This window comes from Variovorax sp. PvP013, assembly GCF_050435945.1.
In the GTDB taxonomy this organism is placed as follows: Bacteria; Pseudomonadota; Gammaproteobacteria; order Burkholderiales; family Burkholderiaceae_C; genus Variovorax.
Genome location: NZ_JBNDLF010000002.1, coordinates 455,127 through 478,135 on the forward strand (window position 1 = coordinate 455,127; position 23,009 = coordinate 478,135).

The 23,009-nt window shown below is 68.2% G+C and carries 19 protein-coding genes; 8 read left to right on the forward strand and 11 right to left on the reverse strand.

The features are described 5' to 3' along the window. Positions 1-17 precede the first annotated feature (17 nt). The 4 genes from rfbC to rfbB form a co-directional block, all read right to left on the reverse strand. Positions 18-569, reverse strand: a complete 552-nt coding sequence (gene rfbC, locus ABID77_RS09925) for a dTDP-4-dehydrorhamnose 3,5-epimerase (protein ID WP_429594490.1) — start codon at positions 567-569, stop codon at positions 18-20. After that, positions 569-1,456, reverse strand: a complete 888-nt coding sequence (gene rfbA, locus ABID77_RS09930) for a glucose-1-phosphate thymidylyltransferase RfbA (protein ID WP_429594492.1) — start codon at positions 1,454-1,456, stop codon at positions 569-571. Before rfbA ends, rfbC begins: the two co-directional genes overlap by 1 nt. A gap of 70 nt (positions 1,457-1,526) precedes the next feature. Continuing rightward, positions 1,527-2,417, reverse strand: a complete 891-nt coding sequence (rfbD, locus tag ABID77_RS09935) for a dTDP-4-dehydrorhamnose reductase (RefSeq protein WP_429594495.1) — start codon at positions 2,415-2,417, stop codon at positions 1,527-1,529. Further along, a complete protein-coding gene (rfbB, locus tag ABID77_RS09940; protein WP_429594498.1) occupies positions 2,414-3,487 on the reverse strand; it encodes a dTDP-glucose 4,6-dehydratase in 1,074 nt (357 codons plus the stop codon). The genes rfbD and rfbB overlap by 4 nt, the downstream gene beginning before the upstream one ends. Positions 3,488-3,822: 335 nt before the next feature. Between rfbB and ABID77_RS09945 the strand changes: the two genes are divergently transcribed. Both ABID77_RS09945 and gmd read left to right on the forward strand, forming a co-directional pair. Further along, on the forward strand, positions 3,823-5,268 hold the full coding sequence (locus ABID77_RS09945) for a mannose-1-phosphate guanylyltransferase/mannose-6-phosphate isomerase (RefSeq protein ID WP_429594501.1): 1,446 nt from the start codon (positions 3,823-3,825) through the stop codon (positions 5,266-5,268). A gap of 5 nt (positions 5,269-5,273) precedes the next feature. After that, positions 5,274-6,404 carry a GDP-mannose 4,6-dehydratase gene (gene gmd / locus ABID77_RS09950; protein WP_429594503.1) on the forward strand — a complete coding sequence of 377 codons (1,131 nt, stop codon included), beginning with the start codon at positions 5,274-5,276 and terminating at the stop codon, positions 6,402-6,404. 96 nt (positions 6,405-6,500) lie between these two features. Here the strand turns inward: gmd and ABID77_RS09955 are convergent, their stop codons facing one another. Genes ABID77_RS09955 through ABID77_RS09965 form a run of 3 tightly spaced genes read right to left on the reverse strand, consistent with a single transcriptional unit; the run spans position 6,501 to position 9,422 of the window. Next, positions 6,501-7,517 carry a lysylphosphatidylglycerol synthase transmembrane domain-containing protein gene (locus ABID77_RS09955; protein WP_429594505.1) on the reverse strand — a complete coding sequence of 339 codons (1,017 nt, stop codon included), beginning with the start codon at positions 7,515-7,517 and terminating at the stop codon, positions 6,501-6,503. Then, on the reverse strand, positions 7,510-8,196 hold the full coding sequence (locus ABID77_RS09960) for a glycosyltransferase (RefSeq protein WP_429594508.1): 687 nt from the start codon (positions 8,194-8,196) through the stop codon (positions 7,510-7,512). Before ABID77_RS09960 ends, ABID77_RS09955 begins: the two co-directional genes overlap by 8 nt. Further along, complete coding sequence (locus ABID77_RS09965) at positions 8,193-9,422, reverse strand: protoporphyrinogen/coproporphyrinogen oxidase (RefSeq protein ID WP_429594511.1); 1,230 nt, start codon at positions 9,420-9,422, stop codon at positions 8,193-8,195. Before ABID77_RS09965 ends, ABID77_RS09960 begins: the two co-directional genes overlap by 4 nt. A 189-nt stretch (positions 9,423-9,611) precedes the next feature. Between ABID77_RS09965 and ABID77_RS09970 the strand changes: the two genes are divergently transcribed. From ABID77_RS09970 to ABID77_RS09985, 4 genes are all read left to right on the forward strand, one after another. Next, positions 9,612-10,052 carry a phasin family protein gene (locus ABID77_RS09970; protein WP_429594514.1) on the forward strand — a complete coding sequence of 147 codons (441 nt, stop codon included), beginning with the start codon at positions 9,612-9,614 and terminating at the stop codon, positions 10,050-10,052. A 113-nt stretch (positions 10,053-10,165) separates the two neighbouring features. Next, positions 10,166-10,840: a TetR/AcrR family transcriptional regulator gene (locus tag ABID77_RS09975; RefSeq protein ID WP_429594517.1), complete on the forward strand. Its 675-nt coding sequence runs from the start codon at positions 10,166-10,168 to the stop codon at positions 10,838-10,840. Further along, a complete protein-coding gene (locus tag ABID77_RS09980) occupies positions 10,837-11,739 on the forward strand; it encodes a hypothetical protein (RefSeq protein ID WP_429594519.1) in 903 nt (300 codons plus the stop codon). The genes ABID77_RS09975 and ABID77_RS09980 overlap by 4 nt, the downstream gene beginning before the upstream one ends. 49 nt (positions 11,740-11,788) lie before the next feature. Next, positions 11,789-12,049, forward strand: a complete 261-nt coding sequence (locus ABID77_RS09985) for an acyl-CoA-binding protein (protein WP_429594522.1) — start codon at positions 11,789-11,791, stop codon at positions 12,047-12,049. On the opposite strand, the gene ABID77_RS09990 is transcribed toward ABID77_RS09985, so the two are convergent. Both ABID77_RS09990 and ABID77_RS09995 read right to left on the reverse strand, forming a co-directional pair. Next, positions 12,032-13,144, reverse strand: a complete 1,113-nt coding sequence (locus ABID77_RS09990; RefSeq protein WP_429594525.1) for an aminopeptidase — start codon at positions 13,142-13,144, stop codon at positions 12,032-12,034. The genes ABID77_RS09985 and ABID77_RS09990 overlap by 18 nt on opposite strands. Further along, the gene (locus tag ABID77_RS09995; RefSeq protein WP_429594528.1) at positions 13,141-15,264 is read right to left on the reverse strand and encodes a molybdopterin-containing oxidoreductase family protein; all 2,124 of its coding nucleotides are present in this window, start codon (positions 15,262-15,264) and stop codon (positions 13,141-13,143) included. Before ABID77_RS09995 ends, ABID77_RS09990 begins: the two co-directional genes overlap by 4 nt. A gap of 116 nt (positions 15,265-15,380) precedes the next feature. On the opposite strand from ABID77_RS09995, the gene ABID77_RS10000 reads away from it, so the two are divergent. After that, complete coding sequence (locus ABID77_RS10000) at positions 15,381-16,232, forward strand: NAD-dependent protein deacetylase (protein ID WP_429594531.1); 852 nt, start codon at positions 15,381-15,383, stop codon at positions 16,230-16,232. Between the two features lie 163 nt (positions 16,233-16,395). Here ABID77_RS10000 and katE read toward each other — a convergent pair whose 3' ends face one another. Next, positions 16,396-18,570, reverse strand: a complete 2,175-nt coding sequence (katE, locus tag ABID77_RS10005; RefSeq protein WP_429594534.1) for a catalase HPII — start codon at positions 18,568-18,570, stop codon at positions 16,396-16,398. Positions 18,571-19,007: 437 nt separating this feature from the next. On the opposite strand from katE, the gene ABID77_RS10010 reads away from it, so the two are divergent. Further along, positions 19,008-19,823 carry a transglutaminase-like domain-containing protein gene (locus ABID77_RS10010; protein ID WP_429594536.1) on the forward strand — a complete coding sequence of 272 codons (816 nt, stop codon included), beginning with the start codon at positions 19,008-19,010 and terminating at the stop codon, positions 19,821-19,823. A gap of 498 nt (positions 19,824-20,321) precedes the next feature. Here ABID77_RS10010 and ligD read toward each other — a convergent pair whose 3' ends face one another. After that, positions 20,322-22,973 carry a DNA ligase D gene (gene ligD, locus ABID77_RS10015; protein WP_429594539.1) on the reverse strand — a complete coding sequence of 884 codons (2,652 nt, stop codon included), beginning with the start codon at positions 22,971-22,973 and terminating at the stop codon, positions 20,322-20,324. Between the last annotated feature and the right edge of the window lie 36 nt (positions 22,974-23,009).

Sequence of the window (23,009 nt, forward strand, 5' to 3'; positions counted from 1 at the left end):
CGAAACCTCGGACAGGTTCAATCGAAGACCTCCGCATTCGCGAAGGTTGCTCCCGACCGATCTTTCGCCGACAGGTTGGGCAAGCCGCCGATATCCGGCCACATGATGCCGATGGATGGATCGTCCCAGGCAATGCAGCGCTCGGCGGCCGTGGCGTAGTAATCGGTCGTCTTGTAGAGGAAATCGGCCGTGTCGCTGAGCACCAGGAACCCGTGCGCGAACCCAGGCGGAATCCACAACTGGCGGTGGTTGTCTTCGCTCAATTCTTCACCGACCCATCGACCGAACGTCGGGGACGATCGGCGGATGTCTACCGCGACGTCGAACACCGAGCCACGCACGACCCGCACGAGCTTGCCCTGCGCATGGGGAGCGAGCTGGTAGTGCAATCCGCGCAGCACGCCTCTGGCGCTGCGACTGTGATTGTCCTGCACGAATTCGATGTCCAGTCCCGTGGCCTGGTTGAAAGAGATCTGATTGAAGCTTTCGTAGAAAAAGCCGCGTGCGTCGCCGAACACCCGGGGTTCGAGTCGGACGACGTCCGGGATCGCCAGTGGAACAGCCCTCATCAATAGACCTTTTCTTTCAATATGCGCATCAGGTACTGCCCATAGCCGTTCTTGCTCAATGGCTTGGCCAGTCGTTCCAGGCGGGCGGCATCGATCCAGCCCTGGCGGTAAGCGATCTCCTCGGGGCAGGCGACCTTCAGGCCCTGGCGGTGCTCCAGTGTCGCGATGAACTGGCCTGCCTCCAGCAGACTCTCGTGAGTACCGGTGTCGAGCCACGCATAGCCCCGACCCATGATCTCCACCCGAAGCTGTCCCTTCTCGAGATAGAGCCGATTGAGGTCGGTGATCTCCAGTTCCCCGCGCGGCGATGGCCGCAGGCGCTTGGCGAGTTCGACGACCTGCGCGTCGTAGAAATAGAGTCCGGTGACCGCGTAGTTGGACTTGGGCGCCGTAGGCTTTTCCTCAAGCGACAGCACTTGGCCTTGCGCGTTGAATTCGGCCACGCCGTAACGCTCTGGATCGTGTACGTGATAGGCGAAGACACTAGCACCCACTTCGTGGCGGTTGGCGCTGTCGAGCAGTTCTTGGAAGTGATGGCCGTGATAGATGTTGTCGCCCAGCACCAGCGCGCTCGGTGCGCCATCGAGAAACGTCTCGCCGATCACGAAGGCTTGGGCCAGGCCGTCGGGACTGGGCTGCACCGCGTACTCGATGTGGATACCCCACTGGTTGCCGTCACCGAGCAGTTGCTCGAAGCGCGGCGTATCCTGCGGCGTGCTGATGACCAGGATATTGCGAATACCCGCAAGCAACAGCGTGCTCAGCGGGTAATAGATCATGGGCTTGTCGTAGACCGGCAGGAGTTGCTTGCTGATGGCCAGCGTGGCCGGATGCAACCGGGTGCCGGAACCTCCGGCAAGGATGATGCCTTTGCGTGGAGTCGTCATGGTGTCGGGTGTGTTTATTTTTCTGACGGAAGATGGACACGACCACGGCGGGTCGTCTCCGGCATGGAGATCACAGCGTCTCGTGCAGCATCCGCGCCACGCCGACGCGCCAGTCGGACAGCACCAGGCCGAAGGTCGACTGCAGCTTGCGGGTATCGAGGCGCGAATTGCGCGGCCGCTGCGCCGGCGTCGGAAAGGCGCTGGTCGGCACGGCTTCGACGGCGTCGGGGCCGGCCTTGAGTTCGACGCCGGCTTTCGAGGCCTGCTCGAGCACGAAGCGCGCATAGCCGTGCCAGCTGGTCTCGCCACCGGCGACGGCGTGATAGAGCCCGGCCTTCGACGGATCGCGCAGGGTATCGCGGATGGCGTGGGCGGTGATGTCGGCCAGCAGTTCGGCCCCCGTCGGCGCGCCGAACTGGTCGTCGATGACGGTCAGGCGCTCGCGCTCCTTCGCCAGGCGCAGCATGGTCTTGGCGAAATTGCCGCCCCGTGCGGCATAGACCCAGCTGGTGCGGAAGATCAGGTGCTTCGTGCAATGCCGTGCCACCAGCTGCTCGCCTTCGAGCTTGGTGCGGCCGTAGACGCTCAGCGGGCCGGTGGGGGCGTCCTCGACCCAGGGCGCGCCGCCGCTGCCGTCGAAGACATAGTCGGTGGAGTAGTGGACGAGCAGCGCGTCGATCCGCTGCGCTGCCTGCGCGATGGCGCCGGGCGAAGCGGCGTTGATCAGGCGCGCGACGTCGGGTTCGCTCTCGGCCTTGTCCACGGCCGTGTGCGCGGCGGCATTGACGATGACGTCGGGGCGCACTTGCAGCACGGTCTCGGCCAGCGCATCGGGACGGCTGAAGTCGGCGGCGAATTCCTGACTGTCGAAATCGAGCGCGACCACCTCGCCCAACGGCGCCAGGCTGCGCTGGAGCTCCCAGCCCACCTGCCCGCCCTTGCCCAGCAGCAGCAGCTTCATGCGACGTCCTTCGACGTGTCGTACTGCTTCTCCACCCATTCGCGATAGGCGCCGCTCTGCACGTTGCGCACCCATTCGCCGTTGGCGAGGTACCACTCCACCGTCTTGCGGATGCCCGACTCGAAGGTCTCGGCAGGCTTCCAACCCAGTTCGCGCTCCAGCTTGCGCGCGTCGATGGCGTAGCGGCGATCGTGGCCGGGCCGGTCGGTGACGTAGGTGATCTGCTCGCGGTACGGCTTGCCGTCGGCGCGCGGGTGCAACTCGTCGAGCAGGGCGCAGACGATGTTCACGATGTCGATGTTGGGCTTCTCGTTCCAGCCACCGACGTTGTAGGTCTCGCCCAGGCGGCCACCTTCGAGCACGCGGCGGATGGCACTGCAATGGTCCTTGACGTAGAGCCAGTCGCGCACCTGCATGCCGTCGCCATACACCGGCAAGGGCTTGCCGGCGAGCGCGTTGACGATCATCAGGGGAATGAGCTTCTCCGGGAAATGGAACGGGCCGTAATTGTTGGAACAATTGGTAGTGAGCACCGGCAGCCCGTAGGTGTGGTGCCAGGCACGCACGAGGTGGTCGCTGGCGGCCTTGCTGGCCGAGTACGGACTGTTGGGCTCGTAGGTGTTTTCCTCGGTGAACGCGGGGTCGGTGGCCGACAGCGAACCGTAGACCTCGTCGGTCGACACGTGGAGGAAGCGGAAGGCGGACTTCTCCTCTGGCGGCAGCGTGTTCCAGTGGCCGCGCACGGCTTCGAGCAATCGGAAAGTGCCCAGCACGTTGGTCTGCACGAAGTCCTCGGGACCGTGGATCGAACGGTCGACATGCGACTCGGCCGCGAAGTTCACGACGGCGCGCGGCCGGTGTTCGGCGAGCAGTCGATCGAGCAGCGCGTTATCCCCGATATCGCCCTGAACGAAAATATGAGAAGCGTTGCCATCAAGCGACGCCAGCGTCTGCAGGTTGCCGGCATAGGTAAGCTTGTCGAGGTTGACGACCGGCTCGTCGTTGCGTGCGAGCCAGTCGAGAACGAAATTGGCACCGATAAAGCCGGCGCCGCCTGTGACCAGAATCATGTGGGAGCTTGTCCAGTTGACTTGTGCAACCGCCACTGCGACGGTCTGAGGGCCGGATTATCCACAAGGGGCACTTTTCGAACGTCGAACGAACTAGTTAGTCGGGCTTAAAGACGAATGTCGTTCGGAATGCTCCGCATTTCCGCGACATCCGTGACTTTCAGCCTGATCAGACTCCCTTTCATCCACTTTTCACGCTTCGCTTGCAAGACTTGAGAAACAATTGAGCGTTACATTACGCGTTCTTTTGTATTAAGTTGTCACCAAGTCGTGTGTCGCGGACGACGATGCGCATGACTGCTCCGAAACCCGTCCACCAAGACCGATCATTGCTCATGACCACTTCCATTCATCCAGTTGTTCTCTGCGGCGGCAACGGCACGCGCCTGTGGCCCCTGTCGCGCAAGGCGCTTCCCAAGCAGTTCACCCCCCTGATCGACGGCAAGAGCCTGCTGCAGATGACGCTCGAGCGCCTGCGCAGTCTCAACGACACGATCACCTGCATGGCCGCCGACGACCATCGCTTCCTGGTCCAGGAAGCCCTCGACGCCGCCAAGGTGTCGGGCAAGCTGATCCTCGAACCCGTGGGCCGCAACACCGCCGCCGCCATGGCCGCGGCCGCGCTTCTGGCCGACAGCGACGACCTGCTGCTGTTCGCCCCGGCCGACCATCACATCCCCGATGCCGAGCGTTTCGCCGAGACCGTGCGCGCCGGCGCCGATGCCGCCCTCGCCGGCAACATCGTCACCTTCGGCATCGCGCCAACCTTCCCGAGCACGGCCTACGGCTACATCGAGACCGGCGCGGCCCTGACCGGTGCGGACGGCGCCGAGGCCCCGGCCGGCAACGCCGTGGTGCGCTTCGTCGAGAAGCCGACCGAGGACGTCGCCCAGTCGATGCTGCTCAAGGGCGGCTTCCTGTGGAACGCGGGCATCTTCCTGGTGCGCGCGGGCACGCTGATCGAAGCCCTGCGCCAGCAGGCCCCGGACATCCTGGCCGCCTGCCAGCAGGCCACCGCCGGTGCCGCCGCCGACGGCAACTTCGTGCGCCTGAACCGCGAACCCTTCGCGGCCTGCCGCAGCGAGAGCATCGACTACGCGGTGCTGGAGAAGCACGCGGCCATCGCCGTGCTGCGCTTCGACGGCGCCTGGAGCGACGTCGGCAGCTGGAACGCCGTGGCCAACCTGTACCCGGCCGACGACGCCGGCAACCGCCTGAACGGCATGGCCAGCGCGCTCAACGCCAGGAACACCTTCGTGCACGCGCCGATCCGCCCGGTGGTCGCCCTGGGCACCGAGGACCTCATCATCGTCGACACCCAGGACGCCGTGCTGGTAGCCAACGTCAAGTACGCCGAGCAGGTCAAGGACGTGGTGAGCATGCTCAACCGCGAAGGCCGCCTCGAGGCCGTCGAGCACCGCCGCGTGGCCCGCCCCTGGGGCGCGTACGACGGCGTCGACTCGGGCGAGCGCTTCCAGGTCAAGCGCCTGACCGTCAAGCCGGGCGCCAAGCTGTCGCTGCAGATGCATCACCACCGCGCCGAGCACTGGGTGGTCGTCAAGGGCACCGCCAAGGTCACGCGCGACGAGGAAACGATCCTGGTGCGCGAGAACGAATCGGTCTACATCCCCCTGGGCACCGTGCACCGCCTGGAGAACCCGGGCAAGCTGATGCTCGAGGTCATCGAGGTGCAGTCGGGCGGCTACCTGGGCGAGGACGACATCGTGCGTTTCGACGACACCTACGGCCGCGTCACGCCCCTCAACGCTCGGGCAAAATAAAAGCAATGACCACGACTCTGAAAAAAGCCCTCATCACCGGCATCACGGGCCAGGACGGCTCCTACCTCGCCGAATTCCTGCTCGAGAAGGGTTACGAGGTGCACGGCATCAAGCGCCGTGCCTCCTCGTTCAACACCGACCGCATCGACCATCTCTATCAGGACCCGCACGAGCAGGATCGCCGCCTCCACCTGCACTACGGCGACCTGACCGACACTAGCAATCTGACGCGCATCGTGCAGCAGGTGCAGCCCGACGAGATCTACAACCTCGGCGCGCAGAGCCACGTGGCGGTGAGTTTCGAGGCGCCCGAGTACACGGCCGACGTCGACGCCATCGGCACGCTGCGCCTGCTGGAGGCCGTGCGCCTGCTGGGCCTGCAGGAAAAGACGCGCTTCTACCAAGCCAGCACCAGCGAGCTCTACGGTCTGGTGCAGGAGATTCCGCAGCGCGAGAGCACACCCTTCTACCCACGCAGCCCCTATGGCGTGGCCAAGCTCTACGCCTACTGGATCACCAAGAACTACCGCGAGGCCTATGGCATGTACGCCTGCAACGGGGTGCTGTTCAACCACGAGAGCCCGCGCCGCGGCGAGACCTTCGTGACGCGCAAGATCACGCGCGGCCTGTGCAACATCGCCCAGGGCCTGGAGAAGTGCCTGTTCGTCGGCAACCTCGACGCCCTGCGCGACTGGGGCCACGCCAAGGACTACGTGCGCATGCAGTGGATGATGCTGCAGCAGGAAGAGGCGCAGGACTTCGTGATCGCCACCGGCGTCCAGTACAGCGTGCGCGACTTCGTGCGCAAGTCGGCCGCCGAGCTGGGCATCGAACTCGACTTCATCGGTCGCGGCGTCGAGGAGAAGGCGATCGTGCGCGCGATCACCGGCGACAAGGCACCGGGCGTGCAGGTCGGCGACACGATCGTCTCGGTCGATGCCCGCTACTTCCGTCCGGCCGAGGTCGAGACGCTGCTGGGCGACGCCACGATGGCCAAGGACAAGCTCGGCTGGATCCCGGAGATCACGCTCGACGAAATGGTCGCCGAGATGGTCGCGCGCGATCTGGAAGATGCGCGCCAGCATTCGCTGCTGAGGAAGCACGGCTACCAGGTATCGGTCAGCCGCGAGAACTGACGACTTCGACTCCCGGCGCGTGCGGATTGATGCGATCTCCGGAGCCAAACGACAAAAACAGCGGCCATGGCCGCTGTTTTTTCTTTCGTCTTGAAATCACTGAATTTTGTTCGACAGGCGATCCGGATCGTGCAGATAGAACGGCAACCCACTGAGTCGCGAGATCGCCGTCAGTACCTGGAACGTCAAGCCGATGGCTGCGCCCACCGAAACATGCAGCAAGGACGCGAAGACGACATCGAAGGCCGCAGTGCCGACGCCGAAGCCACCCGCGAAGCCGAACGTGTTGCCGAAAATGGCCAGAGGGAAGACCGCGAATCCCTGCACGGCGGCGATCGATAGGCCGAAGGCCACCGTGATGCACAGCAGCGCCGCGCACCAGCATGCGTGATTGGCCACCGACAGCGCCATGACCCAGACCAGTTGGCGGGGCTGCTCGCGCAGCGAATTGAAGCTGCCGATGACCTGGCGCAGGAGAGAGCCACCGGGCAAACGCAGCATCGTGGCCGCCAGCCATTCGTTGCGGTAGAGGCGGCGAGAGCCGAAGATCCGGAAGAAGGCCAGCGATCCGATCGTGAACAGTGGCAACAACACCAGCAAGCGGCTGCTGCCGGGGAGTTGCTGCACGTATTTCCAGCCAGCCACGATGGTCAGGCTCGACAGCATGAACAGCCCGATCAATCCCAGGACGCGATCGAAGGCCACTGCCATGACACCACGGGTTCGCGAGCCCTGCCCGACATGCTTCACGACATAGGCCGCCTTGACGATGTCGCCTCCGGAATTGCTGGGCATCGCCAGATCGAAGAAGGAGCCGATCATCGTCCAGCGCAGCGCGATGGCGAAAGGCACGTCGATGCCCTGGTTCCTCAGCACCAACCAGAACCGACAGGAGACGATCGCATACGACGGCAGCATCAGCACGAACGCCAATGCGAGCCACGGCCAACGCTGCCCCAGTTCAGCGAAGGCACGCGGATCGATGCGGTTGAAGTGAACCAGCGTCGCCAGCACCAGCAACGCCAGCGCGATGCGGAACCAAGTCGACTTCAGAATGCGGATCACCCCGCCACGGTGGGCCGGTGCGGCCGGCACGACATCACGGTCAGTCACGTCTGAAGAACTCGAATTTGAGGTACTTGAGCAGGCGCTTTCCGGTCGGCCAGATCTTGAAGTGCGTCGTACCGTAGGCGCGGCCGACTTCCGAGGTCGGGAATTCCGCACGTGCGATCCGCAGCTTGTAGGCTCGCACCACCATCTCGATGTCGATCGACAGGCCGTGGTCGAGCACCTTCATCTTCTGGAATGCGCTGCGCGACCATCCTTTGAAGCCATGCAGGACGTCGCGGACCCAATAGCCATCGCGCTTCCACACCAGCATCGCCAGGACCGACAGGATCCACACGGCCCATTTGCGCGGTCGCCACAGGCTGACGTCCTCCTCGTTGACCGATCCGGCGATCTGCCGGCTGGCGACGACGAGTTCGTTACCCTGCGCGAACAACGGCCTGAACTTGAGAAGGTCGGTCACGGGCGTGGTCGCCTTCGGGAAGAACACGACGACGTGATCGCAGGTCGACATGTCGTTCGCGTGCACGTAGGCCGCGTTCAGGCCCTTCTTGGGCTGGACATGCACCGGGATGCCTTGCGATTCCAGGTAGGCGATGGTGCCGTCGGTGCTGCCGCCGTCGACGGCATAGATCTCGTCAAACTGGTCGCGCGGGAGTTGCGGCACGTCGATCTGGCAGCCCTGGAGTTCGTTCCAGGTGACGAGGCAGAGAGAGATCCTCATGACTGCGAACGTCCTTCGAGACGCGACTGCGCCAGGGACCGCGCGAGCGTCAGACCCTCGGCCACCGCGACATCGGAGTTCATGTGTTCCCACTTGCCCCAGCGACCGGCGCCGACGATGCCGTGCTTCGCAGCCCATTCGCAGATGCTGGCCACGGCCTCCGGCTTGCCGAGGGTGTTGATCGGATAGGCGAACTCGTTGCGATGGCGCCACGTGCCGGGTGCCACGGCGCGTGCCGAATTCGTCTCGGTCCAGTAGCCTCGCGAGCCTTTGGCGAAATTGGCGCGCAACAGCAGCCGGTGATGCGGAATGGCCTCGTCGGGCTCGTAGACCCAGTGCGAGGGGTTGTCGAGCGTCTCTTCGTGGTAGTCGACATCGATCGGAGCGTTCCGGAGCTTCGCGATAGCGGCGGCGATTTCGGCGGGAAGTTCGCAGAACCGATCCCAGAGCGTCCAGGGGACCGTGTTGATGATCGTCCGTCCCCGCCACTGGCCATTGACCACGCGCTCGTTCAGATCGATCGAGGTTACCGTCGTATCCAGTCGAAGCGAGTCGCCCAATCGCTCGCCCATGCGGCGCCAGACTTCCCCATAGCCGTGTGCCTTCGGATAAAGGAAGACACCGTGGGCCGGCAAGGCACCATAGGCGCTTCCCTCGAGGCAGCTGCGCAGCGTTTCGCGGAACGACACGTTGGGCAGCTTGTAGAGCCAGTAGGTGCCCAGCGCATTGGGGTCCATCGACCAGATCTTGCGGTTGTAGGGCAGCATGTAATCCTCGGCGATGCGCTCGCCGAGCTTCCATCGGGTCCAGTCGGCGAACGCCTCCGGCATGGGCTCGTCGCGCACGCAGCCGGCCTGGGCGATCGATTCGAGGTAGTCGACCTGCTCCGACTTGGGCAATTGCCACAGGTTGGCTTCCAGGGGATGGTCGACCTCGGTGCCCTTGATGCGGATCTTGGAGACGCGTGCGTACGTGTCCCATTCGCTCTCGGGCATGAAACGGAAGACGAAGTCCAGCACCTCCTGTCGCTTGACGTCCAGGAAATGCCCTCCGCCGATGTCGAGAGGCGCACCGTCGACCTGTTCGGAGCGACAAAGGCCTCCGGCGACGCTTTCCTTCTCGATCACGAGGATCCCGTCCTTGTCCACGCCTGCGTCGACCAGGGAATGCGCCAGGGTGAGTCCGGTGGGCCCTGCGCCCAAGATGATGTATTCGTAGTTTTTCACTGGAAATTCGTTTGAAGAAGCCATTTCGTCTCGACGAGGATTCGGGAGATTCGGCGGGTCGGGGATCGCAATCGAACCTGCAAGGATAATCGTGGTGAGACATCGACAAGACACGTCGAGTCCGACGAAGCTCCGGCGGAGCCATCGCTCTGCAGATGCGCAGTCCAGCCCCATTCAAAGGAAACGACCATGGCAACCCCTGAAGAAGACAAGGCCGCCGAGCGCATCAAGGACTCGGCCCAGCAGATCTGGCTGGCCGGGCTCGGCGCCTTCGCCAAGATGCAGCAGGAAGGCAGCAAGGCGTTCGAGGCCCTGGTGAAGGATGGCGTCGGCATCCAGAGGAAGACGCAGCAGGCGGCCGAGGAGACGCTGGCGCAGGCGCAGGCGCGCATGGCCGGCCTGGCCAGCGAGATCGGCAGCAAGGCCTCGGGCGGCTGGGGCAAGCTGGAGAACATCTTCGAGGAACGCGTGGCGCGCGCGCTGGCGAGCCTGGGCGTGCCCACCGCCGAGGAGTTCGCGGCGCTGAAAGCGCGCGTCGAGGAACTGGAGGACGAGCTCGACGCCCTTTCGAAGCCGCGCACCACTGCTCGCACCGCGCAGCGCCGGGCGCCGGACGACGACGCGTCCTGAAGCACCGCCCAGCCGGGACCCATGCGTACTTACCCGGCACAAGACTGGCACGCATCACCTGAAAGGTAACAGTTGAGCTAGAGTGTCCCGGAGACACCAACCGAGGCACCATCATGGCCAAGAAGGCGCCCAGACGCACTGCAGAGCGCATCCTCGAAGCGGCGCTGGACCTGTTCAACCGCTTCGGGGAGCCCAACGTGTCGACCACGCTGGTGGCGAGCGAACTGAACATCAGCCCGGGCAATCTCTACTACCACTATCCGGCCAAGGAAGAACTCATCAACCGCCTCTGCGAGGCCTACGAACACGAACTCGACGAGCTGCTCCACGCCGCCGAAGGCGTCAACGACGTCGAGGACGCCTGGTTCTTCATGCACAGCCTGTTCGAGCTGCTGTGGCGTCATCGCTTCCTCTACCGCGACCTGAACGACCTGCTGAGCAAGAACCGGCACCTGGAGATGCGTTTCCAGAGCGTGCTGCGCAACAAGGCCGACGCCGTGCGCACCATGCTCGCCGGACTGGGCCGGGCCGGCCACCTCGACATCGACGCGCAGGAGGCGGGCATGCTGGCGCAGAGCATGGTGGTCGTGCTGACCTACTGGCTGAGCTACGAGTACGTGCGCAACCCGCGCGAGGCGCTGGAGCCCGAGCATGCGCAGGCGGCCCTGCTGCGCGGCGCGCACCACACCCTGCACCTCATGGCGCCCTATCTCGCCCCGGCGCAGCGACGGCACCTGCTGGCCTTGAGCAGCGCCTACGCCCACGTCGACCAGGCCATGGCCGCATGACCGACCGCGACGACCGAGCCCAGGAGTCCCGCGAGACCATGCCGACATCGAACTTCAATCCACTGGGTTTCCTGCCCCGCACCGCCCGGCGATCGACCGCGGCCGGACCGGCGCCCGAACCCGCGACCGGTCCCTGGCTCTCGATGCCCCATGCCGACGTGCCGCGCTTCGACGCCGACACCCTGATGTCGCGCTGGGCGCGCCTGCATGCCGGGCAGGCGCTGGCCCGGCCCTCGTCGGCGGCCTTGATCGATGGCTGGATGCTCTATCACACGGGCCAGTTCGAGAGCGCCGCCGCTGCCGGCCTGATGCAGGGTGCCGAGGGCCTGACGCTCGCCAACCAGGCCACCGCCATCTACGCCAACTACCTGGAGCCGCGCGAGTCGGTGCGGCTGGCCCTGTTCCTGCAGGTGGCCGAACGCGCCGCCACCCAGCTCGCGAAGAACCCCGACGACCCGCAGGCGCTGTTCTGGGAGGCCTATGCCCTCGGGCGCTACAGCCAGGGCATCAGCGTGGCGCGGGCGCTGGCGCAGGGACTGGGCGGCCGCATCAAGGAGGCGCTGGAGCGCGTGGTCGCGCTGGAGCCGCTGCATGCCGACGCCCACATCGCGCTGGGCTCCTTCCATGCCGAGGTCATCGACAAGGTCGGCGCGCTGGTCGCGCGCATGACCTACGGGGTGCGCGCCGAGACCGCCATCGCCATGTTCGAGCGCGGCGTCGCGCTGAATTCCCATTCCGCCAGCGGCTGGATGGAATACGCGCGTGGCCTGATGATGCTCGAGGGCGACGCGAAGGCGGCCGAGGCCGGGCGCCTCTACGAACGGGCCCTGGCCATCGTGCCGGCCGATGCCCGCGAGCGCCTGGACGCCGAGCTGGCGCGGACCGCCAGCATCGGCTGAGCGCTCACCCTTCTTCCCTCTTTCCTTTTCATTTCTCCGCCGCTCATCCATGTCCGATCTGAACGCCCTCTTCGACACCGCACAGGCCAACTCCAAGCTGCTGACCGAACGACCCGACAACCCGACGCTGCTGAAGATCTACGGACTGTTCAAGCAGGCCACCCAGGGCGACAACACCGCCAAGCGGCCGAGCTTCAGCGATTTCGTCGCACGCGCCAAATGGGACGCATGGTCCGCGCACAAGGGCGTGTCGGCCGACGAGGCCAAACGGAAATACATCGATCTGATCGACTCACTCCGCGCCGGCTGACGCCGTGGGCGGCAACGCCGGCAGGGCGGCCCGGCGCTCGGCGGGGGGCAGCGCGGCGATGCGCCGGACCTCGGCGTAGAAGCGCGGCCAGTCGCGGCCCTCGCGCTCGAACACCGCCACGAACGCCGGCACCAGCGCGTCGTAGGCCGCCTGAGCGCCGAACATGGCGTTGTTGGCCCGCGCGATCCAGCCGTCGTAGGCCGCCTGCCGCTGCGGCGGCCAAGTGGCGCGCAGCGTGGCGAACTCGGCGCGGAAGGTGTCCATGACGGCACGCTTCAGCGGCTCCACCGTGGCCGCGTCGCCCGCGCGCGCGGCCGGCGTGTCGTAGACCGCCTGCAGGCGCTGGCGCGTCGCCAGGGTCAGGGCACGGAACTGGCGCCGCCGGGCGTCGAACTGCGCGTACTCGGCGCGTGCCGGCTCGCCGGCGCGTTCGGCCAGCCAGCGCATTCCGCCCAGACGCTCGACCGCCGTCGCGAAGGACTCGTTGAACAGCGTGTCGCCCGGCACGTAGACCACCTGGTGCGCCAGCTCGTGGAAGATCAGCCGCGCCAGCTCGCCCTCGGGATAGCCGATGAAGGTGTTGAGCAGCGGGTCGCCGCCGGCCCAGTCGAGCCAGCCGAGCGTCGAATAGGCCGGCACCGGATAGACCGCCGTCTCCAGGCCCTGCGCGGCCTGGGCCGCCGCCTCGGCGCGGGCGTCGGCCTCGGCGTAGTAGCCGCGGTAGCCGACGCAGCCCGCGACCGGGAAGCACCAGGTCTTGAGCGTCAGCGAATACGGCGGCGCCGCGACCACGTTCCAGACCGCCGCGTTGCGATGCAGGTCGGCATAGCCGGTGTAGCTGCGGTTGTCGGGCAAGGCGAGTTCGTCGACGGCGAAGCGGCGGATGCGCTGCGTGAGTTCGAGCCTGGCGCGCAGCGCGTCGCTGGTGGCCGGATCGGCGATCCACTGCGACACCGGCCGCGCCGCGCGCAGCAGGTCGACGTGGCCGTGGGCCGACTGCCAGTAGTAGCCCAGGTTGGCGCAGGCGCTCAGCCCCAGCGCCGCGAGGGCCGCCAGCGCGACGCCGACGACCGTGCGGCGGCCCGCGCGCCTCACGCCGCCGTGCTCCCCGTCGCCGGCGCCACCTCGACCAGGCAGTCGTAGAAGGTCGGCGCCCGGCCCAGGTCGGTCAGGCGCTGGCTGGTGAGCTGGTTGACGTTGGTGCCGTCGACGCCGAACTTGCGCCACCAGATGCCCAGGCCGTTGACCACGCCCGGCCGCGCCCGGCGCGAGACCTCGGCGCGGCAGCGGTGCTCGCCGCGGCGGTTCCAGACGCGCACCATCGCGCCGTCCTCGATGCCTCTTGCGGCGGCGTCGGCGGCGTGGATCTCCAGCACCGGCTCGACCTCGATGGCGCGCAGGCTGGTGACGTTGACGAAGGTCGAGTTGAGGAAGTTGCGCGCCGGCGGCGAGATCATGGCGAGCGGGAACTCGGCCGAGCTGCCGGGCGGCTCGTGGTTGGGCAGGTGGTCGGGCAGGCCGTCCTGGCCCCGGGCGGCGAGGCGCTCGCTGAAGAACTCGCAGCGCCCCGACGGCGTCGGGAAGCGGCCCTCGGCGAACGGTGCCTCGGGCAATGCGAGGGTCGCGAAGCCGTGGTCCAGCAGCCGGTCGAAGTCGACCGCCCCGGGCGCGAAGGCGCTGCGGCACAGCGTCTCGTCGTCGTCGCGGAAGCAGGGTTCGTCGAAGTCCATGCGCCGCGCCAGCTCGCGGAACACCCAGGCGTTGCTGCGCGCCTCGCCGCGCGGGGCGACGGCGGGCCGGTTGAGCAGCACGTCGGTGTGGCCGTAGCTCATGTGGATGTCCCAGTGCTCGATCTGCACGGTCGCCGGCAGCAGGTAGTCGGCGTGGTCGGCGGTGTCGGTGCGGAACTGCTCCATCACGACGGTGAAGAGATCCTCGCGCGCGAAGCCCGCCGCCACGCTGGCCGAGTCCGGCGCCACCGCGACGGGATTGCTGTTGTAGACCACCAGCGCGCGCACCGGCGGCCCGCCGTCGAGCGCGTCGGCGTCGCCGGCGAGCACCTCGCCGATGCGGCTCATGTTGAGGGTGCGCGTCGGCCGCCCGCCGGGCATCAGGTCGGGTCGCTGCAGGGTGGCGCGGTCGACCGGGAACTGGCTCGACGCGCTCATCAGCAGCCCGCCCGCGCGATGGCGCCAGGCGCCCACCAGCGCCGGCAGGCAGGCCACCGCGCGCACCGCGTTGCCGCCGCCGCGCACGCGCTGCATGCCATAGTTCAGTCGGATCGCCGCCGGCTTGATGGACGCGTAGTCGCGCGCCAGCGCCACGATCTGCGCCTCCGGCACGCCGCACACGGCGGCCGCGCGCGCGGGCGGCCACTGCAATGCACGCTCGCGCAGGGCGGCCCAGCCGAGCGTGTGGCGCTCGATGTAGTCGTGGTCGAGCGCGTCGTTCACGATCAGCTCGTGCATCAGCGCGAAGGCCAGCGCGGTATCGGTGCCGGGCAGCAGCGCGATGTGCTCGTCGCACTTGTCGGCGGTCTCGGAACGGCGCGGGTCGATGCACACCAGCCTGGCGCCGGCCCGCTTGGCGGCCTGCGCGTGGCGCCAGAAATGCAGATTGCTGCCGATCGAGTTGCTGCCCCAGATCAGGATCAGCTTCGACTCGGCGAAGTGCTCGACGCGCATGCCGACCTTGCCGCCGAGCGTCATGGTCAGGGCTTCGGCGCCGGCCGAGGCGCAGATGGTGCGGTCGAGCTGCGAGGCGCCCAGGCGGTGGAAGAAGCGCCGGTCCATCGACTCGCCCTGCACCAGGCCCATGGTGCCGGCATAGCTGTAGGGCAGGATGGTCTCGGCGCCCTCCGGCCCCGCGGCCAGGGCGCGCAGGCGCGCGGCGATGTCGTCGAGCGCCTCGTCCCAGGTGACGGGCTCGAAGCGGCCCTCGCCCTTGGCGCCGACGCGGCGCATCGGCTGCAGCAAGCGCTCCGGGTGCGCGCAGCGCTCCAGGTAGCGCGACACCTTGGTGCACAGCACGCCGCCGGTGTGCGGATGCGCCGGGTTGCCCTGCAGCCGGGTGGCGACGCCGTCCTGCACCGTCGTCACGAACGAGCAGGTGTCGGGGCAGTCGTGCGGACAGGCGCCGAGCACGGTGGCGGCAGCGCCGGCGGGAGCGGCGCCGGCGGCGAGAGCGCGGGATGCAAAAGCCTGGGGATCGGTCATCGCGCGAGTCTAAGTTCCATCGCCGCCCCCGGCTCGCCGACGCATCGGACGGCTGACCGACGCCAGGGCAAACCGCCTGCATCGCGGCCCGCGCCGGACCGGCCTACTCCGTCGCCATGGACCTCACCGACCCCACTTCCGCCACCGCCGCGGCCCACGCGCTCACCGAATTCGCCGCCCGCCATCCACGCCTGTTCGTCCTCACCGGCGCGGGCTGCAGCACCGAGTCGGGCATCCCCGACTACCGCGACGTGCGCGGCGAGTGGAAACGCCCCTCGCCCGTGACCTTCCAGGCCTTCACCGGCGAGGACGCCACGCGACGGCGCTACTGGGCACGCAGCCTGGTGGGCTTTCCGACCATGGCGCACGCGCGCCCCGGCGCCGCGCACCGTGCGCTGGCCGACCTGGAGGCGGCCGGCCGCGTCGAGTTGCTGCTGACCCAGAACGTCGACGGCCTGCACGAGGCCGCCGGCAGCCGCCGCACCATCGACCTGCACGGGCGCATCGACACCATCCGCTGCCTGGGCTGCGAGGCCCGCACGCCGCGCCCGCTGTTCCAGGCCGAGCTGCGACGCCGCAACCCGCGCTGGGCCGAACTCGAGGCCCGGGCCGCGCCCGACGGCGACGCCGACCTCGACGGCCTGGACTTCTCCGGTTTCGACGTGCCCGACTGTCCGATCTGCGGCGGCATGCTCAAGCCCGACGTGGTCTTCTTCGGCGAGAACGTCCCGCGCCAGCGCATCACGGACGCCTTCGCCGCGCTCGAGGCCGCCGATGCGATGCTGGTCGCCGGCTCCTCGCTGATGGTCTATTCCGGCTTCCGCTTCGTGCAGGCCGCCACCAAGGCCGGCAAACCCATCGCCGCCGTCAACCTCGGCCGCACCCGCGCCGACGAGCTGTTCGACCTGAAGGTCGAGCGGCCGGTGGGGGAGACGCTGGCGGCGCTGGCAAAGGCGTTGGGCGCCTGAGCGACGACTCGTTCGCTCGCAGGTGCGCTCAGCGTGGCCTGCATGAGTGCTGCATTCGCCAGGGACACCGTGGAACCGGCTCCGCCGGGCCACCGGTGTCGCCCCCTGAAAGGGGGTTGGCGAAGCGACACGAAGTGCGCGAAGACTGGGAGTGAGCCCAGACTCAGGCGGGCACGGCCTCGATCCCGGCGCGATCCCAATGCCGGTGCTTCGCGATCGCCGCGACGAAGTCGCTGGCGATCTGCAGCGCCGCCGTGGCGTCGCCAAGGTTGGTCACCGGCGTCGGCGCCACGACCACGCCGGCGGGCTTCACGCCTTCGGCCAGGCGCAGGACGTCCAGCAGCTGCGCGCCCTCGCCGACGGTGCAGATCGCCTTGCAGTGCTTGAAGGCCTCCATCACGTAGTGCACGGCCTCGCCGTTCTGCGCCAGCGCCGCGATGCCCTCCTTGCCGGCGGGCACCAGCACCGCGTCGAACATGATCGAGGGCATCGCCGAGAACGTCGCGTCGATCTCGATCTGGCGTTTGGACGCGCTCGACACCGTGCCCATGCGCGGCCCGACCACCTTGCAGGTGAGGCCGGCGTTCTCCAGCGCCTCGCGAATCGGCTTGAGCGAGGCCGAGTCGACGCCGTCGGCCACCAGGATGGCGACCTTGCGCGTCTTGACCGAGCCTTCGCCCGCATCGACCATGCTCAGCGCGCGCGACTCCTCGATGGTCGTCGCGATCTGGTGGTCGCGGAAGCCCGAGCGCCCCGCCGCGGCACGCGCGTCCGGCGCGCCGATGCCCAGCGGCTCGGCCACGCGGCGGGCCAGCTTCTCGTCGACGTGCGCGAGGTTGTCGACCACGCGCTGGCGGATCGCCGGCACCTCCAGCTTGGACAGCTCGAAGCGGAAGGCCGCGACGATGTGCTCCTTCTCGGCCGTGCTCTGGCTGTTGAAGAACAGGCGGGCCTGCGTGAAGTGGTCGTCGAACGACGGGCTGCGCCGGCGCACCTTGGGCGACTCGAGCGCCTCGGGGTACGACTGGAAGCCGGCGCTGGCGCCGTCGACCCGGTACTCGGCGCCGGTGGCCAGCGAGTTGGGCTCGTAGGCGACCTGGCCGCGCGGGATCGTCTGGCGGTGCATGCCATCGCGCTGGAAGTTGTGGAACGGACAGATCGCGCGGTTGATCGGCAGCTCGTGGAAGTTGGCGCCGCCCAGGCGCGAGATCTGCGTGTCGGTGTACGAGAACAGCCGGCCCTGCAGCAGCGGGTCGTTGGAGAAGTCGATGCCGGGCACGACGTGGCCGGGATGGAAGGCAACCTGCTCGGTCTCGGCGAAGAAATTGTCCGGGTTGCGGTCGAGCACCATGCGGCCGATCTTCTGCACCGGCACCAGCTCCTCGGGGATCAGCTTGGTCGGGTCGAGCAGGTCGAAGCCCAGCGAGTGCTCCTTGTCCTGCGGGATCATCTGCACGCCCAGCTCCCATTCGGGGAAGTCGCCGTTCTCAATGGCTTCCCAGAGGTCGCGGCGATGGAAGTCGGCGTCCTTGCCGGCGATCTTCTGCGCCTCGTCCCAGACCAGTCCATGCACGCCCAGCTTGGGCTTCCAGTGGAACTTGACGAAGTGCGACTCGCCGCGCGAATTGACGAAGCGGAAGGTGTGGACGCCGAAGCCTTCCATCATCCGGTAGCTGCGCGGGATGGCGCGATCGCTCATGGCCCACATCAGCATGTGGGTGGTCTCGGGCATCAGGGAGGCGAAGTCCCAGAAGGTGTCGTGCGCCGAGGCCGCCTGCGGGATGGCGTGGTGCGGCTCGGGCTTGACGGCGTGGATCAGGTCGGGAAACTTCATCGCGTCCTGGATGAAGAACACCGGCACGTTGTTGCCCACGAGGTCGTAGTTGCCCTGCTGGGTATAGAACTTGACGGCGAAGCCGCGCACGTCGCGCACCGTGTCGGCCGAGCCGCGCTCGCCCGCGACGGTGGAGAAGCGCACGAAAACGGGCGTGCGCTGCGACGGGTCCTGCAGGAAGTCGGCCGAGGTGAACTGCGACATCGACTTGTAGACCTGGAAGTAGCCGTGCGCGGCCGAGCCGCGCGCGTGCACCGCCCGCTCGGGGATGCGTTCGTGGTCGAAGTGCGTGATCTTCTCGCGGAGGATGAAGTCCTCCAGCAGCGTCGGACCGCGCAGGCCCGCCTTGAGAGAGTTGTGGTTGTCGGGGATGTGCACCCCCTGGTTGGTCGTGAGCTGCGAGGTCGGGTCCTGCGAGAAACCGGCGAGCTGCTGCTGCTTCGGGTTGACGGTGTCACCGGCCTTCGGACGGCGGCCGGCGGCGGCCCTGTTTCTGAGCGTCATTCCAAATCCTTGATGAAATTCTTCGATGCCCGGCCGCCCTCGTGAGGCGTCCGCAGCACGTTGCGAGAGGGGAAAAGACCATGGAGCAGGCGCGGACGCGACCGTCGACACCTTCCCTGGCCGGAACGAAGCCTATGTCGAGCAACATCCACATGGCACCTTAGGGGCGGGTGGTGGAATGCCCTCGCGGCAGCGGCCGACGGGACGCGTAGGACGCTGGATGGATTCACAGTAGGAAATGGTTCGGGGCTGCGACGATCAGCCTTCGCCTACGCCGGCACGCGTCGGCAATGCGGGGTGGAAACCACCGACACTGCATACCATCGACTGCACATTGGCATTGGGGCGGCACGTCTCGTGCTTGCACCCGTGGTGGTTTTCATTACACGAACCACTCCTCGTTCTTTTTCTTAGCTCACCCACTCCTGCGAGGCGCCATGCTCATCAAAATCGGCTACGACATCGAACTCGGCGTCAGCGCCCCCACCGCGCTGATCTACATGCTCAAGGTGCATCCGTCGCGCGCCGGCGACGTCACCCAGGGCGAGAACATCACCATCAGCCCGCCGCTGGTCACGGACTTCTACCGCGACAGCTTCGACAACGAGTGCGCCCGCGTGCACGTGCCCTGGGGCGTCAACAGCGTGCGCCTGCGCAACGAGGCCGTGGTCTACGACAACGGCCTGCCCGATCCGGTCGACTACGGCGCCAAGGAGCATGCCGTCGCCGAACTCCCGGTCGAGGCCCTGCCCTTCCTGCTGCCCAGCCGCTACTGCGAGGTCGACGGCGAACTGCTGGGCTTCGCCTGGCGCCAGTTCGGCAACGTCGCGCCCGGCTGGTCGCGCGTGCAGGCGATCTGCGACTTCGTGCACAACCACCTGCGCTTCGACTACCAGCAGGCGCGCGCCACCCGCACGGCGCAGGAAGGCTTCAACGAGCGCGTGGGCGTGTGCCGCGACTTCACGCACCTGGCCGTCACGCTGTGCCGCTGCATGAACATCCCGGCGCGCTACGTGACGGGCTACCTGGGCGACATCGGCATCCCGCCGGTGCCCTACCCGATGGACTTCAGCGCCTGGTTCGAGGTCTACCTCGGCGACCGCTGGCACACCTTCGACGCGCGCCACAACACGCCGCGCATCGGCCGCATCGTGATCGCCCGCGGCCGCGACGCCGCCGACGTGCCGATCACGATGGTGTTCGGCGCCAACACGCTGCAGCGCTTCGAGGTGGTGACGGACGAGGTCATTTGACCCACCCCCAGGCTTGCCCACTGCGTGTGGCAGCGCCCACCCCCTTCGAGGGGGCGACACCGGAGGCCCGGCGAAGCCGGTTCCTCGGTGTCCTTGGTTCACCCCCAGGCTTGCGCACTTCGTGTCGCAGCGCCTACCCCCTACCGGGGGCGACACCGGAGGCCCGGCGAAGCCGGTTCCTCGGTGTCCTTGGCCGGATGACTGTTCGCACCTGGACGGAGCTGCGCAATCGGCGCGGTGGGGCTCCCTCTCCCTCCGGGAGAGGGCAGGGGTGAGGGCCGACGGCGGTCGTTGAAGCTGAGCCACCTCCACCGCCCACGGCCTCTCACCCAGCCTCTCCCCGGTGGGGAGAGGGGCAAAACCAGTCCGTTCTCGGGCTCGGGGTCGAGTTCCGCATACAGCGAAGCGGAAGTTCTCCGCTTGTCTCCCAGTCCCGATCGCCAGGCGTGAGGGCGTCAGGGCGTCATCCGTCAGGCGCCAGCGATCGGATCCCGGCCATCAATCGGCGACCGACGCGGGCCTGAACCCGACTCGCTTCATCGCGGCCGCCAGTCCCTTGCGCGATCGCTCCATGTCGGCCCAGGGCGCGTTGCCGACGCTCGGGCGCGCGTCGATCGAGCGCAGCGTCCAGTGGGCGCCGCCGGTCAGCGAGGGCAGTTCGTCCCACGCCACCGGCACCGACACCCCCAGCCCCGGCCGCGCCCGCACCGACCACGCGCTCGCCGTGGTGGCGCCGAAGCCGTTGCGCAGGCAGTCGACGAAGACCTTGCCGACGCGGTGCCCGGCCCCGCTCTTCGCCGAGAAGCGTTCCGGGATCGTGGCCGCCAGGTGATCCGCCAATGCCTGCGAGAAGGCCCGCACCACCGCCCAGCCGTGGTGCCGACGCACCGGCACCACCACGTGCAGGCCCTTGCCGCCGCTGGTCTTGAGGAAGCCGGCGAGGCCGATCTCGTCGAGCAGCGTGCGCACCAGCAGCGCCGCCTCCCGCACCCGGTCCCAGGCCACGCCCTCGCCCGGATCGAGATCGAAGGTCATGCGGTCGGGCCGGTCGATGGCCGCCGAGGTCGCGTTCCAGGTGTGCAGCTCGATCACGTTCATCTGCGCCGCGCCCAACAGTCCCCGAACGTCGTCGATCCGCAGCAGCGGTGCGTGGCCGGGGTCGAGCGCCGAGTCGAGCCGCGTCACGCCGACGAGCCCGGGCCCCTTGGCGTGCTTCTGGAAGAACAGCTCGCCGCCGATGCCCTCGGGCGCGCGCACCAGCGACACCGGGCGGTCGTCGAGGTGCGGCAGCAGCAGCGGCGCAACGCGCTCGAAGTACGCCGCCAGTTCGCCCTTGGTGACGCCGCTGGCGGCGTCGATCACGCGCTCGGGGTGCGTGATGCGGGGGCCGCGGGCGGCAGCCGCGCGCGCGCCCGTGGCCGAATCCGTGCCCTTGCCCTTGCCCGCGCGCCCGCCCCGCGCATCGGCGGTCGCCGTGCCTGGCGACGACCCGGCCGCCGGCACCACCGCGCGCTCGCGCACGATCTCCCGCGCCGGCTTGTCGTCGCGCAGGCCGTGGAAGACGCCGTGGCGCACGCGGCCGTCGCGCGTCCATTCGCCGAAGGCCACCTCCGCCACCAGCACCGGTTCGACCCAGCGCGCCTTGACCGACCTCGGCACCTCGCCCGCCGCGAAGGGCGACGCCTCCGCCGCGTGCGCGTCGAGCCGCGCCTTGACGGCGTCGAGCGCCTCGCCGTCGAAGCCGGCGCCGACGTTGCCGCAGTAGCGCAGCACGCCCTGCGCGTCGTGCACGCCCAGCAGCAGCGCGCCGAATCGCTCGCGCACGCCCCGGGGCGCGGTGTGGCCGCCAATCACGAACTCCTGGCGCCGGCCGGTCTTGAGCTTGATCCAGTCGCCCGAACGGCGCGACACGTAGGGCGAGCCGTGCCGCTTGCCGATCAGGCCCTCGAAGCCGAGCCGGCCGACCGATTCGAGCAGTTCGCGCGGCGGCGCGTCGAAGGACTCGGAAAAGCGCAGCCGGGGCGCCTCCTCGTCGCCCAGCAGCGTGGCGAGCCGGGCGCGGCGCTCCGCGAGCGGCCGCTCGCGCAGGTCCTCGCCGTCGTGGAACGGCAGGTCGAACAGCCAGCAGACGATGCTCGCGGTGGCGCGCCGGTCGAAGGCGTTCTGCAAGGTCTGGAAGGACGGCCGGCCCTCGGCGTCCATGGCGACGATCTCGCCGTCGAGCCAACCCGAGCGCAGCTTCAGCCGGCCGAGCGCCCGCGCGATCTCGGGCAGCCGCGCCGTCCAGTCGTGGCCGTTGCGGGTGAAGCAGCGGGCCTCGCCGTGCGCGATGCGCACGAGGATGCGGTAGCCGTCGAACTTGAGCTCCCACGACCAGTCGGACGCCGGCCCGGGCGGCGCGGACGCCAGCGTGGCGAGCTGGGGCGCGAGCGAGTCCGGCAGCGCGGCGGACCCGCTCGACGCGGCCTCCGATGCCGGCCGGGCGACCGTCCGCGCGCGCGCCGGCACGCCGAACCGGGCCCGGCCCGACGCATCGGCCGACGCGGGCGCCGCGCCGTCGGACGCCGTGGCCAGCACGCTGTCGGGCAGCGCTTCCAGCACGTCGCCGTCCTCGGCGTCGCGCGCCTCGCCGTCGCGCTCCTTGATGAGCAGCCAGGGCGCCTTCTTCTCGCCCTTGCCGCGCATGCGCACCAGCGTCCAGCGCCCGCGCAGCTTGGTGCCGCGCAGCTCGAACTTCAGCTTGCCCGCGGCCAGGGCGGCGCGCGGATCGCCCTCGGGCCGCCACTCGCCCCGGTCCCAGACGATCACGGTGCCGGCGCCGTACTGGCCGGCCGGGATGGTGCCCTCGAAGTCGGCGTACGACAGCGGATGGTCCTCGACCTCGATCGCCATGCGCTTGACGGACGGGTCGAGGCTCGGCCCCTTGGGCACGGCCCAGCTGCGCAGCGTGCCGTCGAGTTCGAGGCGGAAGTCGTAGTGCAGGTGGCTGGCGTCGTGCTTCTGGATCACGAAGGACAGCATGCCCGGGCCGGCGCCGGCCCGGCGCCCGCCGTCGGCGGCGCGCTGCGGCTCGGGCGTGCGCGCGAAGTCGCGTTTCTCGCGGTAGGCGGCCAGCGATCCGCGTTCACCCGTGTCACCCGTGTCACCCATGGCGGGGCTCCTTGCGGTCGTGGCGTCGCGCGGGGT

Coding starts and splice junctions, on each gene's coding strand:
- rfbC (WP_429594490.1), bottom strand. CDS start 569: ATGAGGGCTGTTCCACTGGCGATCCCGGACGTCGTCCGACTCGAACCC.
- rfbA (WP_429594492.1), bottom strand. CDS start 1,456: ATGACGACTCCACGCAAAGGCATCATCCTTGCCGGAGGTTCCGGCACC.
- rfbD (WP_429594495.1), bottom strand. CDS start 2,417: ATGAAGCTGCTGCTGCTGGGCAAGGGCGGGCAGGTGGGCTGGGAGCTC.
- rfbB (WP_429594498.1), bottom strand. CDS start 3,487: ATGATTCTGGTCACAGGCGGCGCCGGCTTTATCGGTGCCAATTTCGTT.
- ABID77_RS09945 (WP_429594501.1), top strand. CDS start 3,823: ATGACCACTTCCATTCATCCAGTTGTTCTCTGCGGCGGCAACGGCACG.
- gmd (WP_429594503.1), top strand. CDS start 5,274: ATGACCACGACTCTGAAAAAAGCCCTCATCACCGGCATCACGGGCCAG.
- ABID77_RS09960 (WP_429594508.1), bottom strand. CDS start 8,196: ATGAGGATCTCTCTCTGCCTCGTCACCTGGAACGAACTCCAGGGCTGC.
- ABID77_RS09970 (WP_429594514.1), top strand. CDS start 9,612: ATGGCAACCCCTGAAGAAGACAAGGCCGCCGAGCGCATCAAGGACTCG.
- ABID77_RS09975 (WP_429594517.1), top strand. CDS start 10,166: ATGGCCAAGAAGGCGCCCAGACGCACTGCAGAGCGCATCCTCGAAGCG.
- ABID77_RS09980 (WP_429594519.1), top strand. CDS start 10,837: ATGACCGACCGCGACGACCGAGCCCAGGAGTCCCGCGAGACCATGCCG.
- ABID77_RS09985 (WP_429594522.1), top strand. CDS start 11,789: ATGTCCGATCTGAACGCCCTCTTCGACACCGCACAGGCCAACTCCAAG.
- ABID77_RS09995 (WP_429594528.1), bottom strand. CDS start 15,264: ATGACCGATCCCCAGGCTTTTGCATCCCGCGCTCTCGCCGCCGGCGCC.
- ABID77_RS10000 (WP_429594531.1), top strand. CDS start 15,381: ATGGACCTCACCGACCCCACTTCCGCCACCGCCGCGGCCCACGCGCTC.
- katE (WP_429594534.1), bottom strand. CDS start 18,570: ATGACGCTCAGAAACAGGGCCGCCGCCGGCCGCCGTCCGAAGGCCGGT.
- ABID77_RS10010 (WP_429594536.1), top strand. CDS start 19,008: ATGCTCATCAAAATCGGCTACGACATCGAACTCGGCGTCAGCGCCCCC.
- ligD (WP_429594539.1), bottom strand. CDS start 22,973: ATGGGTGACACGGGTGACACGGGTGAACGCGGATCGCTGGCCGCCTAC.